At 38.2% G+C, this 17,729-nt stretch carries 19 protein-coding genes; 15 read left to right on the forward strand and 4 right to left on the reverse strand.

Annotated features, from left to right (window positions below; translation table 11 throughout):
- Positions 1–166: 166 nt before the first annotated feature.
- Positions 167–1,024 carry a DUF2382 domain-containing protein gene (locus IGJ23_RS00910; protein ID WP_207413903.1) on the forward strand — a complete coding sequence of 286 codons (858 nt, stop codon included), beginning with the start codon at positions 167–169 and terminating at the stop codon, positions 1,022–1,024.
- A 122-nt stretch (positions 1,025–1,146) separates the two neighbouring features.
- On the opposite strand, the gene IGJ23_RS00915 is transcribed toward IGJ23_RS00910, so the two are convergent.
- The 3 genes from IGJ23_RS00915 to IGJ23_RS00925 form a co-directional block, all read right to left on the reverse strand.
- Entirely contained in the window at positions 1,147–2,532 is a 1,386-nt protein-coding gene (locus tag IGJ23_RS00915; RefSeq protein WP_063626437.1) for an MATE family efflux transporter, read from the reverse strand.
- Positions 2,533–2,800: 268 nt separating this feature from the next.
- Positions 2,801–3,124 (reverse strand): DUF960 domain-containing protein, encoded by a 324-nt coding sequence (locus tag IGJ23_RS00920; protein WP_010720345.1) that lies wholly within the window; start codon positions 3,122–3,124, stop codon positions 2,801–2,803.
- A 215-nt stretch (positions 3,125–3,339) separates the two neighbouring features.
- Positions 3,340–3,948: a 50S ribosomal protein L25/general stress protein Ctc gene (locus IGJ23_RS00925; RefSeq protein WP_010736853.1), complete on the reverse strand. Its 609-nt coding sequence runs from the start codon at positions 3,946–3,948 to the stop codon at positions 3,340–3,342.
- Positions 3,949–4,275: 327 nt separating this feature from the next.
- Between IGJ23_RS00925 and IGJ23_RS00930 the strand changes: the two genes are divergently transcribed.
- From IGJ23_RS00930 to IGJ23_RS00995, 14 genes are all read left to right on the forward strand, one after another.
- Entirely contained in the window at positions 4,276–4,992 is a 717-nt protein-coding gene (locus IGJ23_RS00930) for a 16S rRNA pseudouridine(516) synthase (protein ID WP_081128316.1), read from the forward strand.
- 11 nt (positions 4,993–5,003) lie between these two features.
- Complete coding sequence (locus IGJ23_RS00935) at positions 5,004–5,699, forward strand: YjjG family noncanonical pyrimidine nucleotidase (protein WP_010720342.1); 696 nt, start codon at positions 5,004–5,006, stop codon at positions 5,697–5,699.
- 83 nt (positions 5,700–5,782) lie between these two features.
- Positions 5,783–6,412 carry a uridine kinase gene (udk, locus tag IGJ23_RS00940; protein ID WP_010720341.1) on the forward strand — a complete coding sequence of 210 codons (630 nt, stop codon included), beginning with the start codon at positions 5,783–5,785 and terminating at the stop codon, positions 6,410–6,412.
- A gap of 143 nt (positions 6,413–6,555) precedes the next feature.
- Positions 6,556–7,155, forward strand: a complete 600-nt coding sequence (locus tag IGJ23_RS00945; RefSeq protein ID WP_034698710.1) for a TVP38/TMEM64 family protein — start codon at positions 6,556–6,558, stop codon at positions 7,153–7,155.
- Positions 7,156–7,178: 23 nt separating this feature from the next.
- A complete protein-coding gene (locus IGJ23_RS00950; protein WP_010736856.1) occupies positions 7,179–7,670 on the forward strand; it encodes a GNAT family N-acetyltransferase in 492 nt (163 codons plus the stop codon).
- Positions 7,671–8,098: 428 nt separating this feature from the next.
- A complete protein-coding gene (locus IGJ23_RS00955; RefSeq protein ID WP_094940636.1) occupies positions 8,099–9,475 on the forward strand; it encodes a hypothetical protein in 1,377 nt (458 codons plus the stop codon).
- The gene (locus IGJ23_RS00960) at positions 9,459–9,923 is read left to right on the forward strand and encodes a YaiI/YqxD family protein (protein WP_088745039.1); all 465 of its coding nucleotides are present in this window, start codon (positions 9,459–9,461) and stop codon (positions 9,921–9,923) included. The genes IGJ23_RS00955 and IGJ23_RS00960 overlap by 17 nt, the downstream gene beginning before the upstream one ends.
- A gap of 126 nt (positions 9,924–10,049) precedes the next feature.
- Positions 10,050–10,415, forward strand: coding sequence for a DUF2512 family protein (locus tag IGJ23_RS00965; protein ID WP_034698720.1), 366 nt, complete (start codon positions 10,050–10,052; stop codon positions 10,413–10,415).
- A 169-nt stretch (positions 10,416–10,584) separates the two neighbouring features.
- Positions 10,585–11,661 carry a D-alanine--D-alanine ligase gene (locus IGJ23_RS00970; RefSeq protein ID WP_010720335.1) on the forward strand — a complete coding sequence of 359 codons (1,077 nt, stop codon included), beginning with the start codon at positions 10,585–10,587 and terminating at the stop codon, positions 11,659–11,661.
- 76 nt (positions 11,662–11,737) lie between these two features.
- Positions 11,738–13,090: a UDP-N-acetylmuramoyl-tripeptide--D-alanyl-D-alanine ligase gene (locus IGJ23_RS00975; protein WP_438774527.1), complete on the forward strand. Its 1,353-nt coding sequence runs from the start codon at positions 11,738–11,740 to the stop codon at positions 13,088–13,090.
- A 322-nt stretch (positions 13,091–13,412) separates the two neighbouring features.
- Entirely contained in the window at positions 13,413–14,924 is a 1,512-nt protein-coding gene (gene cshA / locus IGJ23_RS00980; RefSeq protein WP_010720333.1) for a degradosome RNA helicase CshA, read from the forward strand.
- A gap of 129 nt (positions 14,925–15,053) precedes the next feature.
- On the forward strand, positions 15,054–15,404 hold the full coding sequence (acpS, locus tag IGJ23_RS00985) for a holo-ACP synthase (RefSeq protein ID WP_010720332.1): 351 nt from the start codon (positions 15,054–15,056) through the stop codon (positions 15,402–15,404).
- Between the two features lie 15 nt (positions 15,405–15,419).
- Positions 15,420–16,541, forward strand: coding sequence for an alanine racemase (gene alr, locus IGJ23_RS00990; protein ID WP_438774528.1), 1,122 nt, complete (start codon positions 15,420–15,422; stop codon positions 16,539–16,541).
- Positions 16,542–16,551: 10 nt separating this feature from the next.
- Entirely contained in the window at positions 16,552–16,914 is a 363-nt protein-coding gene (locus IGJ23_RS00995) for a type II toxin-antitoxin system PemK/MazF family toxin (RefSeq protein WP_010720330.1), read from the forward strand.
- A 323-nt stretch (positions 16,915–17,237) separates the two neighbouring features.
- On the opposite strand, the gene rpsN is transcribed toward IGJ23_RS00995, so the two are convergent.
- Positions 17,238–17,507 carry a 30S ribosomal protein S14 gene (gene rpsN / locus IGJ23_RS01000; protein WP_010736862.1) on the reverse strand — a complete coding sequence of 90 codons (270 nt, stop codon included), beginning with the start codon at positions 17,505–17,507 and terminating at the stop codon, positions 17,238–17,240.
- Positions 17,508–17,729: the final 222 nt, after the last annotated feature.

Raw genomic sequence — 17,729 nt, forward strand, 5'->3', positions numbered from 1 at the left:
GATTTTAAACGATAGAACTGATGCCAATCCATTCGACTTAGCTGAATGGATTGGCATCTTTTTTACTTTGTAAACCATATATTTGTTCTAAAAAAAAATATCCGATAGAATAGACCTGTAAGCGGAATCACTAAATACAGACATACTATTAACAGGAGGGATTCACATGAATGAAAGAAATCTAACAGTTATTGGTAGTTACAGTACGAGGGAAGAAGCTTTATCAGTGATCGAACAATTGCGTGATGAAGGATACGATCGAGACGATATCATTATCTATACGACAAAAGATGCTGCTCAAAATTTTGGTTTTTCTGGTTTATCAGGAATTGATGTAGAAACGAATGTGGATGAGGTTGAAGGCACGCATGAAGAACGCTCGCTATGGGAACGGATCAAAGATACGTTCACTTCTAACACCTATGAGGAAGATTCGTATACAGAAAAAGCGGATGATTCTGTTAACGATGATCCATTGTATTCATACAAAGAGGATATTGCCGCTGGGAAAATAGTGATTACGGTTAAAGATTACAAAGCGCAAAATGAAGCAGTTGTTGAAAACGATCGGACTCAAAATATGCCCGATCCAACGGATACACTAAATACAAATAATGAAAATATTCAACTCAAAGAAGAACAGTTAGATGTCAATACCCATGACGTGACAACTGGGGAAGTTGATATCCATAAACACGTTGTTAATGATACTAAAACAGTGGAAGTCCCTGTGAAGCGTGAAGAAATCGTTATCGAAAGAAAACCAGTAAATGCTGAAGCAAGCGAGAATATTTCAGATGATTCTTTGGAAGACGAAACGATTACAATTCCTCTTAAAGAAGAACAAATTGATGTCAATAAACATACTGTAGTACGTGAAGAGGTAGGTATTCACAAAAAAGAGCATGAAGATATGAAACAAGTGACGGAAGAAGTAAGTCGTGAAGAGTTGGATATTGATACAAAAGGAGACGTTCGAGTAGAAGATACGGATGAAAATACTCGTAAAAATGATCATATATAATAATTGTTCGCTAAAATCATCTAACCAGACTCCTTCGTTTTTTGAACGGAACATCATGTAAATTGCTAATAAAAAAGACATTTCTGCTTATCTGATCGATGAGAGAAATGTCTTTTTTTCTTTTATTGGATACTATTGTATTGGATTTCAGGATCATCCATAGCGTATTGTTGTTCATTCTCGAAAGATTTAAGTTGTTTCATTGAACGCAAGTAAGAGTATAGTAGAACAGCGACAGATCCTGCCCAAGCAAGTGGTGAAGCAGCTGCAGCACCCGTATAACCAAGTAAACCAGTTAAAATGATTGCTGCAAATGAACGCATGACTAATTCCATCATTCCTGCAAGTGTTGGAATCTTACTTTGACCAAGTCCTTGTAGTGTGTAACGTAAGATAAATAAAATCGCTAAGATCCAATATAAGGAACCATTGATATTGAAGTAAGTTTGAGCTAATTCAAAGACACGAGTCTCTGTCGGTGAAACAAACAACTGCATAAGTGAATGACCGAAGAAAATCACGATCGCACCTGCAACAACACTAAAGCCAATACTCATCATAAGTGTTTGCTTAACACCTTTTAAAATTCGACCATATTCTTTTGCACCATAATTTTGAGCAGTAAATGTTGCAATAGCAATCCCAAAGGACATCATTGGTTGGTTAGCAAATTGGTCAATTCTGCTGGCTGCTGCTTGAGCGGCTACGACATCTGTTCCTAAACTGTTCAACGCAGCTTGAAGGACGATGGCGCCAATGGCGATGATGGATGATTGAAAAGCCATTGGAAGAGCAGCGTTTAAATGAACACGAATCTCTTCTTTATCAAAGTGAAAATCTTTTTTACGTAATTGCAACAAAGGAATTTTTTTCTTGATATAAACTAAACATAGTAGGCTTGAGCAAACTTGGGCAATAACCGTTGCAATTGCTGCGCCTTCGACACCCATTCCAAAAGAAATGATGAAAATCAAATCAAGCACAACGTTGACAACCACTGCAATAATCAAAAAGAAAAGTGGTGTCCGGCTATCTCCAAGCGCGCGAATAACATTTGAAAGCAAGTTAAAACTCATAGATGCGAAAATCCCTAGTAAGATGATTGAAATGAACGTTTGTGCTTGGTCAATAATCTCAACGGGCGTTTGCATCAATTGCAGCATCGGGCGAATAAATACTAAACTAAGGACGGTTAATGCAATAGTGACAACCAAACTGATAACAACACTTGCAGCAAAACTTTTCTTAAGACCACGATAATCTTTTGCACCATAACGCTGAGCTGTAATGATCGCTAATCCAGCAGTAAGACCTTGAGCGAAGCCAAGGATTAAAAAGGTCAAGCTTCCGGTTGCACCAACAGCAGCCAGCGCATTTTTCCCTAATGTTTGACCAACGATGATCATGTCGACCATGTTGTAAAATTGCTGAAAGACATTACCAATAAGTAAAGGAACGGTGAACATTAAGATTAGTTTAGCTGGACTTCCTTTTGTTAAATCGCGCATTTTTTAAACTCCTTATTGTCTATAAAATTTAGTTAGTAGTATATAGTGTTTATCCTGAGATTACTAGGTAAAAATGAAATAATTTTGATAACTTTCAATGTATTGCAGATTCATTTTCAAAGATATTTTCAATGATGTGCATCATAAAACAAGCCAAGAATTGAATCGCTGAATAAATTCAAAGAATGAAACGCAAAGAATAAATTCAAAGGATCAACTACTTGGCCTGGGCGTACAAATCAAAAGGGACAACGAATGGTTGTGAACCTTAATACTGTCTTATCTCGCTGGGTAAAAGAATGGTTTCTCTAGTACCATCATCATAAGCATATACTTGGCTTGGAAAACTTGATGAATAGTGAAACGGTAAATCGATTCCCATCTCAACATCACTACCAGCTTGCGAAAAATGCATAGTTACTTTTCCATTATTGTCGATTAAATCAAAGGCTAACATATTATCTAAGGGGATGACTCCCTTAAGGTCTAGGTCAATAATAAACCAGATACTATCAATCAGTTCATCTGGTAAACTTGATACAACACCTACAGAGGCATACCGGTTACGACTACTGTCAAAACTTTCAAACATCTGTTTAACCTCCTTCGTTTTATCGAATAGACATGTTTTATTTCTTCATTTAGGATAAACGATTTACTGTAACGATGGTTCATTCTAATAGACTTTTTTTAAAAATGCAACAAAAATCGTGTACTTTTTTTCAAAGTATAAGTTTTTTTTAAGGAGAGAAAAAAACGTGCCAAAAGCGAAGGTTGCCAACGCTTTTGACACGAACAAGTCACTTGTTACTCTTCCGTTGAACCAATAACTTCTGGTTCGCTTTCTTCATCAGTAGTTTCAGCTTCCTCAGTTGGAGCTGCTACTGCAGCAATTTGTTCTTCACCATCAGAAACGACTTTATAATCGTTGTTTTCAGGTAAATCGGCTACTGTGATTGCATCGCCTAGATTTAGGTTTGTTACATCAACTTCGATACGTTCTGGTAAGTTGCTTGGTGTAGCAGAGACGATCACAGTGTAAAGGTTTTGTGCTAAGACACCACCAGCTTTTACACCTGCAGCTTCGCCAACAAGAACGATTTCAGTTTCGACTTCAGTTTCTTCTGACATGTTCACAGATAGAAATTCCACATGTTCAAAATGGTTGGTAAAGGTATTCGTTTGGACTTTATGAACCAACGTGTTGACTTTTTTTCCATCAATCGTCATTGTGATTACTGTATTTGCGCCATTTTCACGTAATAATTTACTGAATATTTGTCCATCAATAGCAATCGGAGTACTTTCAACATTGTACCCATAAACAATAGCTGGAACTTTACCTTCATGACGCAATTTATTTCTCAATGAACGGGGACGTACTTCTCTCTTACTTACTTCTAATGATACTGACATAACCAAAATTCCTCCTTAAAATGTGACTGTCGGCAACGTAGACCAACAGATTTTATTTAAGTGAACTTTCGACGGCTATTCTCGTGCACATTATTGGCTAGGGCGCTTAAAAAACGCAAAAAGATAGATGCGCGCATCTACCTTTAGAAAGTCAGGATTCAACTTTTCTCCACCAGGTCATTACGCTGTGTATGAGAAATCCAATTCACTTTACTCTTTAACCGTAGCGCGAATCTGAATTTAAGTCAAGGAATAACAATGGCTTTCTTATTTGCATCTACTCTCTTTCGGGTTATAATGCTTGTTAGGCTAAGAAAGGAAAGCACCATGCGTTTAGATAAATTAATTGAAGAAACTTTACAAACGACTCGAAAAGAGATGAAGCGTTTATTTGCATCAAAACAAGTGAAAATTGATGGTTGTGTCGAATTTTGCCAAAACCGAAATGTGGATAGTTTGATCCATGAGATCGAAGTCTCAGGTAAGCGTTTAACGACAAACGAAGTCTATTACTTATTGAATAAACCGAGTGGTGCTGTGACTGCAGTTAAAGACCAAACAAAAATGACCGTGTTAGACTTGATTGCTTCAGCGGATCGAGCGAAGCCGCTCTATCCTGTCGGACGCTTGGATCGTGATACCACAGGACTACTATTACTGACATCAAATGGTCAGTTGGGATATGAAATGTTGCTGCCTGATAAAAAAGTCTTCAAAACTTATGAGGCGCAGATCAATGAACAAGTGACAGCTTCAGATATCGAAGCTTTTCAAGCAGGAATTGTTTTTGAGGGTGGCTATCGTTGTTTACCTGCACAATTAACAATCATGGAAACATCCAAAAACAGCAGTCGAGTACGAGTAACGATACAAGAAGGAAAATTTCATCAGGTAAAAAAGATGTTCCTTGCACGTGGTAAAAAAGTGACAAAGCTAAAGCGACTAATGATGGGACCTTTGCAGTTAGATGACCAACTTGCTGAAGGTGCCTATCGTTCACTGACATTAACCGAATTAAAGCAATTGAAAATATATTTTAAATAGGAGAGAAAAAAATGAATTATCATACTTTATTATTCGATGTAGACGATACGTTACTTGATTTTCAGATGACAGAAGCAAAAGCATTAAATGAATTATTTGCAGAGCAAGGAATTGAATTGACACCAGAAGTGAAAACAAGTTATAAGGCATTAAATCATCACTTATGGCGTGAATTTGAAAAAGGGAATATGACGAGAGAAGAGGTTACCGGGAGTCGTTTTGGACTACTATTTCAACAATTTGGTAAAACAGTTGATAGTTTAGCTATGGAGAAAAGATACAGACATTACTTGAATCAGGGGCATGATTTGATTGAGGGAAGTCATGAACTGCTTCAGACGTTATCTTCACAAGCGGATCTTTATATTGTGACAAACGGGGTATCGAAAACGCAATATCAACGTTTGACTGATGCGAAAATGTTGGGCTATTTCAAAAAAATTTTTGTTTCAGAAGATGTGGGCGCCCAAAAACCAATGAAAGAATTTTTTGATCATGTCTTTTCACAGATTCCTCAATTTGAAAAAGAAAAAACAGTTATTATTGGCGATTCATTGACCTCAGATATTAAAGGAGGGAACTTGGCAGGAATTGATACGATTTGGTTTAACAAAAATCGGTTGCCGGAAATTCCAGAAATCGTACCGACTTATCGAATTGATTCGTTAGCAGAACTTTATCCTCTTTTGGAAATCGAGAAGCATTAATTTTCAGAAAAATATAGCATTTTCGTGTATTTTCGCTATAATAGATAAGAATGTAAAAACGGATATGAAAGAGGTTTTAGTCAATGACAAAAAGCAAGCCAATTATCATTGGTGTGACGGGTGGATCAGGAAGCGGTAAAACAAGCGTAAGTCGTGCCATTTTCAATAATTTCCCAGACCATTCCATCATGATGCTTGAACAAGATTCTTATTATAAAGATCAAAGCCATTTGAGCTTTGAAGAACGATTGAATACGAATTATGATCATCCCTTTGCCTTTGATAATGATCTGCTGATTCAGCACGTGAAAGAACTACTGAACTATAACGCCATTGAAAAACCAGTTTATGATTATGTTGCACATACAAGAAGTCAAGCAACAATCATCCAAGAGCCTAAAGAAGTAATTATATTAGAAGGCATTTTGATTCTAGAAGATGAAAATCTACGTGACTTGATGGATATCAAAGTATATGTAGATACAGACGATGATATCCGTATCATCCGCAGAATCAAACGAGATATGGAAGAACGTGGCAGAACGTTGGATTCCGTGATCGAACAATATTTGACTGTGGTTAAACCGATGTATCATCAGTTCATCGAACCAACTAAGCGTTACGCCGATATCATCGTGCCAGAAGGTGGCGAAAATCACGTAGCGATCGATTTGATTACGACGAAAGTTGCTAGTTTTTTGGATCATAAATAAAACAAAGAAACCAATAGGATAAGTCGAAGAATCATGAAAATAGGAGAAGCTATTTTCGATTCTTCGACTTATTTATCAAGTGAAACGTTTACTTTTGCAACGATTCTTAAGAAAAGTAGCGCTAAAAGGTGGAGAGACTGAAAATGAACGATCACAATCATTTACATAAATATATCCGAATAATCCCGATTATTGGCTTATTGTTCTTTTTGGTGTTAATCATTTATGCTTATCAACATGGGATCTTTCGATCAACCACTTCTTTGCAACGCTTCATCCAACAATTTGGGGAGTATGCAGTAGTGATTTTTATTCTCCTGCAGATCATTCAAGTGATCATCCCAATACTACCTGGAGGGATTTCTTCAGTGGCAGGCTTGTTGATGTTTGGAAATGGCTGGGGATTACTTTATAGCTGTATTGGATTGATTATCGGTGAAGCCATTGGTTTTTTATTGGTTCGTTATTATGGCGTTAGTTTTGTACAACTTATTTTATCGCCCAAAAAGTACCAAAAATTCGACCAATTACTGACACAGAAAACGAAGGATATCAAAAAAGTACTATGTTTGACCATGTTGATTCCTTTTGCGCCTGATGACTTGGTTTGTCTGGTCGCAGGGTTAACTAAAATATCTTTTAAGGAATATATCCAAATTGTCCTATTATTGAAACCTTGGTCTGTCGGTGCGTATAGTTTGATTATGTTGTATCTGTTCCAGAAAGCACAAGGAAATTTTTAGCAGTAAGAGAGGAAAGAAAAAGAATGTTAGAAAAAGTCAAGGTAACCTCAACTGAAATTGACGAGTTGGTATCAGTGATCAAGGAAGTTTGGCCAGAAGCATTTGTTCCGATCATTGGGCAAGCACAAGTGGACTATATGCTGGCTACCTATCAATCAAAACAACAGATTGAAAAAGAAGTGGCGGAAGGTGTGCAGTATTTTCTCTTAAAAGAGCAAGGGCAAACGGTCGGATATACCGCCTATGAGGTAATAGCCTCCAAAATATATTTGAGTAAGTTATACTTAATGAATCAATTCAGAGGGAAGGGATTGACGTCGGCTCTTTTTCAGTGGTACGAAACTATCGCTAGAGAACAAGGAATCAAAGAGATTTTTCTACGTGTCAATCAAGGCAATGCTCAAGCCATTGCCGTTTACCTTCATCAAGGTTTTGAAATGGCTGGTGAACTGATCTCGGATATTGGTCAAGGATTTCAAATGGTCGATTATCAAATGAAAAAAAGACTCGCATAACTTTGGGATATGTGTTAAAGTAACGACATGCGACGGGTCGAGAAGGCCTCTGGTTTACAGATGCGCCTAATTGATTTTGGAGACACAAGATCATGATGTGATCACTTGCCGGAATGCAAGGGTGTCGGGCAAGACTTTTGTGGAGAAGGGCTTGTCTGCTTGAGTTCACAAAAACTCAAGTACCAGTAAGATAGGACATTAGTCAGAAGAGATTCTGGGTAATGTCCTATTTTTTATGGGCAATCTTTCGTGGTTTGTTTGGCTTGAGTGTTACTATTACTGACAAGAAGACGTGTCGCAATAGGTTATCGCTCGTTATAAGTCGGAATTCTTAGTTGAGAGTATTGGCTAAAATTGGTTTCTACTTATGATTAATGCTAGAATGAATGAAAAATAAGTTTTGTAATTACTCGCTAAGGAGTTTTTTTATGTTCGAGAAAATCAAACAATTTGGTCGTAATTTTACGCAATCAACACCTTTTATTTTAGCTAATACGGTTATATTTATTCCTTATCTTTTATTTCTGAATTTGAGCGATGGGGCTAACTGGGCTTCGATTTTACCGTTTACCTTATTTTATACTTTCCGTATGACGGGATTGTTTTTGATCCGCAGTATTCGTTTAGGTCTAGATAGTTATACATTACTGATGATTGCTCTTTTGATGGGAGGGGCGGGTTCGTTATTAGGGATCTTTGGTGTGCTCTATTTCCCCTTGTTTTATTTGTCTAGTATTTTATTGGGATTTAGTGCAGCTTGGCTACTTCCAGCAAATGTGACTGTTAATTACCATGAAAAGCGACAGGGTTTTACGAATATGACAGGCAAAAAATATATCTTTGCGCTACTATTATTGGTTTTGCTTTTTCGCTCGATCGAGTTGTCAGGTACGACCCAAATCGTTGTGACGTTAGGGCTTTATACATTGTTTTATATCATGGCTTATCACACCATCAGCCATTATCCTAGATATGAATTGGATTTTAAAGAGATGAAAACGACGATTTTTGTCACGAAAGAATTTGTGCTGTTCATTGTGTTTTTTGTCTTATTGTTTTTGCTTCGAAATGCACGCTTGCTCGTTGAGCCAGAACTGTTTGATCTTACAATTTATGTTTTTCTCTTTTTATTTGTTTTAGCCGCTTTTTATTTAGGGCGAGGCAAAAAAAATTGGCAGTTTCCAAGTTGGCTCAATCTCATGAATTTTTTGAGTGGAATGGTGGGGAACTTTCTCTTTTTGTTTAGTACATTTTATGTAGGAGTTTTGTATGGATTTGATCATTTAGCCACTTATATGTATCTACCTTATATAGCTGGAATGGTCGTCGCTAAGCTGATTGGTAATCGTATCTTACGTAGTTTCCCCTATCCTCCAGTGATCGTCCAGTTGATCGGACTCTCTCTCTCTTTATTGATTTTATTGATCCCGACTGCGTTTGTGATTGGATTGTTTTTCTTAAGTTTTTGTCATGCTGTGATCAGCGGTTGGTTAAATCGTGTGTGTTATGACACTGATACGGATATTCCCATGGATCAACGAGTCATCATTAAATTTACGACACAAAACAAAGGGAGTGTGGTCCATCAATTTCTCTTGATGGGGCTATTATTAGTTCTTACCCGTTGGCTAGAACTACCCGTTGCAGTGCTGTTGCAGTTGACTGACAAGTTAAGAGTTCCTACGATCAGTGTGCAATTAATGGAATACGCTAAGTGGGGGAACATCAGCTGGTTACTCCTTGGTGTGCTGGGTGTTTATCTATTATGGAAACGAGAGGTGCGGCATCATGCGAATACTGATTGATGGAGATGGTTCGCCGGTTAAGGAAGATGTAATTGAAATTGCTGGTTTGTATCAAGTGGAAGTCATGATCGTGACGAGCGTGGCTCATTACACCCATAAAGAATATCCAGCGTATGTTCATTTTGTGTACGTTGATCAAGGCGCAGATAGCGCAGATTACCGCATTGTGGGCTTGATTCGCAAAGGAGATATTCTAATCACACAAGATTATGGGTTAGCTTCTTTAGTTTTACCAAAGAGGGTACGAGTGTTTCATCAAACGGGTAAAGAATTTAGTGCAACAACGATTGACTCCTTGTTAGAACAACGTTACCAAAGTGGAAGGTTGCGCAAAGCAGGTCTTCGAACTAGAGGACCTAAACCTTTTACCACTCAAGATCATCAAAACTTTAGACAGGCATTAATTCAAGCACTTGAACAAGTCAAGTTATCTTCAAACAATGAGTAGCGACAATAGGCTTGTTTTCCCCTCAATTAGTACGATATCTTTGCTTGTATTGTCTTTAAAATGATAAAATAATTAAAGATATTTTATTATCTAATTTTTTTCTAATCTGAGGGGAGAGAGTGGAAAATGAAACATGTAAAAGCATTAATTGTAAAAGCAATCATGATTTGGGCGATTTTATGGATCGTATTAACAGGATTATACGGGGTTAGCTTCATGGATTCGACAATTGTTGGGGTCATTATCGTTGTGATGATTTATGTATTAGGTGATTTACTCATTTTGCGAAAGGTGGGGAATATTGCGGCGACGATCGCAGATGCCGGTTCTTCCGCAGTCATTTTGTGGGTATATCTTTATTTTATGAATGATATGACGAACATCTGGATGAAAGTTTTGATTCCTGCTTTATTAATTGGCATAGGAGAATGGTTCTTCCATAAATGGTTGTTAAATCAAGGGATTGTCCCTGATGAACGAAAGATGGAATAGATGAAAAACAACAATCGAAAAAGAGGCGCAGGCAGCGATGCCGTGCCTTTTTTCTTGATTTAACAAATAAGTTTATCGACTTTTTGAAAAATAAGCTGTTTGATTCTTTTGATTTTGTGCTAAAATATGAAGTAAAAGTGAAAGATATTGGATACGGGAGGACAATCTTTTGAAGATTACTTTACTATATGGTGGACGCAGTGCAGAACATGATGTTTCAGTTCTTTCAGCGTTTTCAGTCTTAAATGCTATTTATTATACGTACTATCAAGTTCAACTGATATTTATCAGCAAAGAAGGTCAATGGGTGAAAGGCCCTTTGTTAACAGAGAAACCAGCGAGCAAAGAAGACTTACATTTGACATGGGACCCAAGCGGAAAAGTGACAGATGGCTTTACGGGAAGAGTGATCAATCCTGGAGAAATCAAAGAAGAAGGAACGATTGTTTTCCCTGTCTTACACGGACCTAATGGTGAAGATGGAACGATTCAAGGATTTTTGGAAACATTGAACTTGCCATATGTCGGCGCTGGCGTTTTAACAAGTGCTTGTGCAATGGATAAGATCATGACCAAATACATTTTGCAAGCGGCAGGGGTGCCACAAGTTCCTTATGTCCCTGTTTTGAAAAATCAATGGAAAGAAAATCCTAAAAAAATCTTTGATCAATGTGAAGGGTCTTTGCTTTACCCAATGTTTGTCAAACCAGCAAATATGGGTTCAAGTGTAGGGATCTCTAAAGCGGAGAACCGTGAAGAACTGCAAAATGCGCTTGCATTAGCTTATCAATATGATTCTCGTGCGATCGTTGAGCAAGGGATCGAAGCACGTGAAATTGAAGTAGCTGTTTTAGGGAATGAAGACGTGCGTACCACGTTACCTGGTGAAGTAGTCAAAGATGTTGCATTCTATGATTATGATGCGAAATACATCAACAATAAGATTGAAATGCAAATCCCAGCTGAAGTACCGGAAGAGGTCTATCAAAAAGCGCAGGAATATGCAAAAATTGCGTATACAATGCTAGGTGGGAGTGGCTTGAGCCGTTGTGATTTCTTCTTGACGAATAAAAATGAACTATTCCTAAATGAGTTAAATACAATGCCTGGATTCACGCAATTTAGCATGTATCCATTATTGTGGGAAAACATGGGCTTGAAGTATGGCGATTTGATCGAAGAATTGATTCAATTAGGAATCAATCGTTTTAATCAACGACAAGGTTTTTTTGAAGCAAACGAATAGACAATTAAAAATAGAAGCTGGAGCGAATGTCATTCACATTTGTTCCGGCTTCTAAATGCGAAAAGGCGGGTTTTTTATGAAACTAACAGTACAAGAAATCGCTCAAGCTGTAGGAAGCGTAATGAATGATTTAACGGAAATCACAGGTGTGGAGTTCGATAGTCGCAAGATTGAAAAAGGTGGGTTGTTCGTGCCGCTAAAAGGAGCAAGAGATGGACACGAATTTATTCAACAAGCCATGGATAATGGAGCGGTTGCTACTTTTTGGAGTCTGGAACCTACCAAAGCACCTAGTGGGATTCGAGTGATTCTTGTGGATGATCCACTAAAAGCAATGCAAGATCTGGCGAAGTACTACCTAGCGAAAGTTGGGGCTGAAGTGGTGGCAATTACGGGAAGTAATGGGAAAACAACGACAAAAGATTTGACTGCTTCAGTTTTAGCTCAAAAGTACAAAACCTATAAAACACAAGGAAATTACAACAATAATATTGGATTGCCTTATACGATTTTGCACATGCCGATGGATACCGAAAAAATCGTTTTAGAAATGGGGATGGATCATGCCAGAGAGATCACTGAGCTTTCTTTGATTGCCCGACCTAAAGTAGCAGCTATTACGATGATTGGTGAAGCACATATTGAAAACCTTGGCTCACGAGCAGGAATCGCGCAAGCAAAAATGGAGATTGTTGATGGTTTGAGAGAAGATGGGCTGTTGATTATCCCAGAAGAAGAACCATTATTGAAACCTTTGACTGAAAGTTTGACTCAAAAAATTGAAACGTTTGGATTAAATACAGGGCAGCTACAGGCGGAGGTAACGAGTGAAGAGAAAACAGCCACACATTTTATCGTCAATGATGAATCGTTCATGATTCCTCTTCCTGGAAGTTATAATGTCACCAATGCGTTGATTGCTTATGCTGTTGGGCAATTTTTTGGTCTGCCAACGGAAGCCATCCGTCTAGGTTTAGCAAGTGTCACAGTGACGCAAAATCGTACGGAGTGGCTAAGTGCTGGAAATGGTGCGGGGATTCTAAGTGATGTCTATAATGCGAATCCTACAGCAATGGGATTGGTCTTAGATACTTTTGCCAACTTACCAACAAAAGGGAGAAGACTTGCTGTACTTGCGGACATGCTGGAATTAGGACCAGATGCTTTGAAGATGCACGCAAGTATGGCTGAACATCTTGATCCAGCTGATTTTGCGGGAGTCTATTTATATGGGCCCCAAATGAAAGCATTATATGAAAAGTTGAACGAAAAGTATCCAGATTTATACGTACAATATTTTGAAACAGATAAAGAACAACTCATTGCAACGGTGAAAGAAGAAATACGTCCGGAAGATAGCATCGTTTTAAAAGGAAGCAATGGAATGGGATTGATTGATGTCGTTAAACAATTGCAAGGAATGAAATAATAAACTGCAAACTTGCAGAAAATAAGAAATTATGCTAGAATAACCTATTGCCGAAAGATGAAGAGAAATTGGACTGGTTCTTTCGTTTATGTAAATTGCTAGAGCCAGATGTCATAACAATGATAAAGCTGAACGCGACCCGTTTGGCTTTTCTAATGCCTAAACTTCGCAAAGTGATTTTTCGGTGGTGCCACAGGGGCTAAGAATGAGTAAAAACGTACGTGGCCACTGTCAAAAAGAACCAAACACTTTGACCGAACAATCGACGGGGTAGCAAAAATTAAGCTACATCCTCAGTTAACAACCATATAGGAGGATTCATTTGAAATTTAAAGAATTAGAATTATCACCAGAATTATTGAAATCAGTAGAGCGTGCTGGTTTTGAAGAAGCAACACCGATCCAGTCAGAAACAATCCCTTTAGCATTGTCTGGAAAAGATGTGATTGGACAAGCACAAACAGGGACTGGTAAGACGGCTGCTTTTGGTTTGCCGATGTTAGAAAAAATCGACACTAATCGCCACGAATTGCAAGGGTTAGTCATTGCACCGACACGTGAATTAGCGATCCAAACACAAGAAGAGCTTTATCGTCTTGGTCGTGATAAAAGAGTACGTGTACAAGCTGTTTACGGAGGCGCTGATATCGGTCGCCAAATCCGTGGATTGAAAGATCGTCCACATATTGTCGTAGGAACACCTGGACGTATGCTGGATCACATCAACCGCCACACATTGAAATTAGGAACAGTGGAAACATTAGTTCTAGATGAAGCAGATGAAATGTTGAATATGGGCTTTTTGGAAGATATTGAAAGTATTATTTCAAAAGTACCTGAAGAACGCCAAACATTATTATTCTCAGCAACAATGCCACCTGCAATCAAAAATATCGGCGTGAAATTCATGAAATCACCAACACACGTGAAGATCAAAGCGAAAGAAATGACAGCTGACTTAATCGATCAATATTATGTTCGAGCAAAAGAATATGAAAAATTCGATATCATGACACGTTTGTTCGATGTCCAAACACCAGAACTTACGATTGTTTTTGGTCGTACAAAACGACGTGTTGATGAATTGGCACGTGGATTAGAAGCTCGCGGTTATCGTGCAGAAGGAATCCATGGGGACCTTTCACAACAAAAACGAATGAGTGTTTTACGTTCATTTAAAAATGGTCATTTAGATATTTTAGTTGCTACGGATGTAGCTGCACGTGGTTTGGATATTTCAGGCGTGACTCACGTCTACAACTATGACATTCCACAAGATCCAGAAAGTTATGTTCACCGTATCGGACGTACAGGTCGTGCGGGTAAAGGCGGGATGTCAGTGACATTCGTTACGCCAAACGAAATGAGCTACCTACATGTTATTGAGAACTTAACGAAAAAACGGATGGCTACTCTACGTCCGCCAACTGAAAAAGAAGCATTCAAGGGACAACTAGGTGCTGCAGTGGAACAGATTGAAGCTAAGCTTGAAGAAAACGGCTTAGACAAGTATTTGCAAACAGCAGATAAATTGCTTGAAGAGTATTCTGCACAAGATTTAGTAGCTTTGTTACTAAAAACGACTGCGAAGGATCCTTCTGATGCAATACCAGTTAAAATCACTCCAGAACGTCCATTGCCAATGCAGAAAAAAGGCTATAATAAAAATGGCAAACGTGGCGGCGGAAATAACCGTAATCGACGCGATAATAACAACTACCGTGGCAACAAATCAAAAGGTGGCTACAGTAAAAATAATAACCATCAAAAAGATGGCGGTAAGCGTCAAAACGATAAAAAACGTGGATTTGTGATCCGTACAAATAACGATTAATAATAAATGATAAGCTTCTCTTTTTTAAGAGGAGCTTTCTTTTTAGTTATTTATGGACATATTGGTGGTAAAATACCGAGAATTTGGTAGAATGAGAGTGTTCTAAAATTTTTGAAAAGAGTAGAGTCTATGATTAAAGGAATTGGGATTGATGCAGTTGAGCTACCAAGGATTGCAAAGATCATCAAAGAAAAACAAAATTTTATCGACCGAGTGTTGACGCCAAATGAAATCGAGCAATTTCAAATCCTGCCTTTTCACCGACAAGTAGAATTTCTCGGAGGGCGTTACGCTTGCAAAGAAGCTTTTTCAAAAGCGTGGGGAACTGGTATTGGTAAGGTGACGTTTCAAGAAATTGAAATTTTAAAAAATGATGCAGGACAACCTGTAGTCACAAAATCACCTCATTCAGGTACTTGTTTTGTTAGTATCACGCATACGGATGAATTAGCGTTTGCACAAATTATTTTAGAAGATTAGAAAGAAGGAAAAATCATGGTTGTCGCTTGGCACCGACCTACAAGAGTCATTATACATACAAAAGCTATTACTGAAAATGTCAAAAAAGAATTAGCTAGATTACCAAAAGGAAAAGAGCTGTTTGCTGTAGTCAAAGCAAATGGTTACGGGCACGGAGCAGTCCAGACAGCAGAAGCTGCACTGGCTGGAGGTGCTACTGGATTTTGTGTGTCTAATCTAGACGAAGGGATTGAATTGCGGGAAGCGGGATTCACACAACCTATTTTAGTGTTGAATATGATTCCCATTGACGCATTGACTTTAGCGGTTGTCCATGATTTATCGATCACTGTAGGAAACAAAGAATGGTTAGAACAGGCTGTTGAATATCTGCAAGAAAGAAAGCTGAAACATGCGTTAGCACTTCATTTGAAAGTTGATACCGGCATGGGACGGATTGGTTTTTTGACACCTGAAGAAGTCGTAGAGGCAGTTTCATTTATTCAAGAAAGTGCTGTATTGGAATGGGAAGGGATTTTCACCCATTTCTCAACGGCTGATCAAGCGGATGAAACGTATTGGCAACATCAACATCAACGTTTTATAGAGACAATCGATGCATTGCCTGCTTTACCTAAGTATGTTCATGTAAGTAATAGTGCTACTGCTTTATGGCATGATGAAAAAATTGGTAACATGATTCGTTTTGGTGTAGCAATGTATGGGTTAAATCCTTCAGGGCATGCACTGCCAGAACCGTATCCATTGGAACCCGCACTAGAGTTAGTTTCCGAGTTGATCCAAGTGAAACGTTTGGCTAAAGGTGAAGGCATCGGCTACGGGGAAACCTATATTACCGATCAACCAGAGTGGATCGGGACGATCCCGATTGGCTATGCGGATGGCTGGTTACGAAACATGCAAGGCTTTTCCGTCTTAGTGGATGGAAATTTATGTGAAATTGTCGGACGTGTGTGTATGGATCAAATTATGATCCGTTTACCTCAGGAAGTTCCACTGGGAACAAAGGTTACTTTGATTGGTAAAAATCAGGAAAAAGAGATATCGATGCAAGCAGTAGCGGATCAATTAGGTACGATCCACTATGAGGTAGCCTGTGTACTAGGAACGCGCATTCCTAGAGAATATGAAGAGTAAGGAGAATCCTATGGTAAAAAGAGGAGACATTTATTTTGCTGACCTTTCTCCAGTCGTGGGTTCAGAACAAGGCGGGACAAGACCTGTCTTAGTTATTCAAAATAATTTAGGGAATCATTTTAGTCCAACGATTATTGTGGCGGCCATTACTGCCAAAATGGCCAAACCTAAATTGCCTACGCATATTGGAATAAAAGCAACTGGTACTGGAATCGAACGTGACTCTGTCATTTTACTTGAACAGATCAGAACAATTGATAAATCAAGATTAAAAGAAAAAGTTTGTCATTTAGATCGAGGAATTATGTCAGAAGTCGATCATGCACTTAAAATCAGTGTAGGTATCGAAGCATTGACCCCTGTCGCTAAATAAGCACATTATGCCTTTACATATAAAAGGAACAAGCTAATTATCTTGAATGTCAATCAACAAAGGTTATAAGAGAAATCGTTGGATCTGAACGTTAATGATGTCAATCGCTATACGGTCGTTTCTGACTCTTAATAAAAAATGCTGGATAATGATAAGAAAAAAGTTGAGTCAGCATTGTTCAACTTATAAAAAAGCCGTAAGGACCAAAAATAGTTTTCCTATCTTTAGTCCTTACGGCTTTTTTTATATGTGTTTGATTAGTTTATCTTATTCAGAGAGTGACTGCTATTTTGCCGGAATATCTTTCGTCTGTCTAATACTAATTACCAACTAGCTTTTTTGACACCAGGGATCAGTCCTTGATGAGCTAGTTCGCGAAATTTCACACGAGACATGCCGAATTTTCGCATATATCCGCGAGGACGTCCATCGATCAAGTCACGGTTTTTCAAACGCTCAGGGCGTGCATCTAAAGGTAATTGACGTAAGGCTTCATAATCTTTATTCGCTTTTAACTCTTGTCGTAAATCAGCATAGCGGGCAATCATTTCTTGTTGTTTTCTAGCTTTTGCAATTTTTGATTTTTTTGCCATATTTTCCTCCAATAATCTCTTTAATTTTTCAAATCGTAAAAATTACGATTTAGTGTAGATACCTTAACATAGTGTGAGAAATAAAACAATTATTTTGTTTCTAAAAATGTTTAGTCCTTCTCTTGTTCTCTATGAAAGAGAAAGGTCACCGATGCGATTAAAACAGTTTTTTTGTCAAATAGTGGTGTTACACGTAAACTAGAAGAAAAGGAGGGGGTAGAG

This window comes from Enterococcus sp. DIV1682a (assembly GCF_051711005.1).
Classification (GTDB): domain Bacteria; phylum Bacillota; class Bacilli; order Lactobacillales; family Enterococcaceae; genus Enterococcus_B; species Enterococcus_B hirae.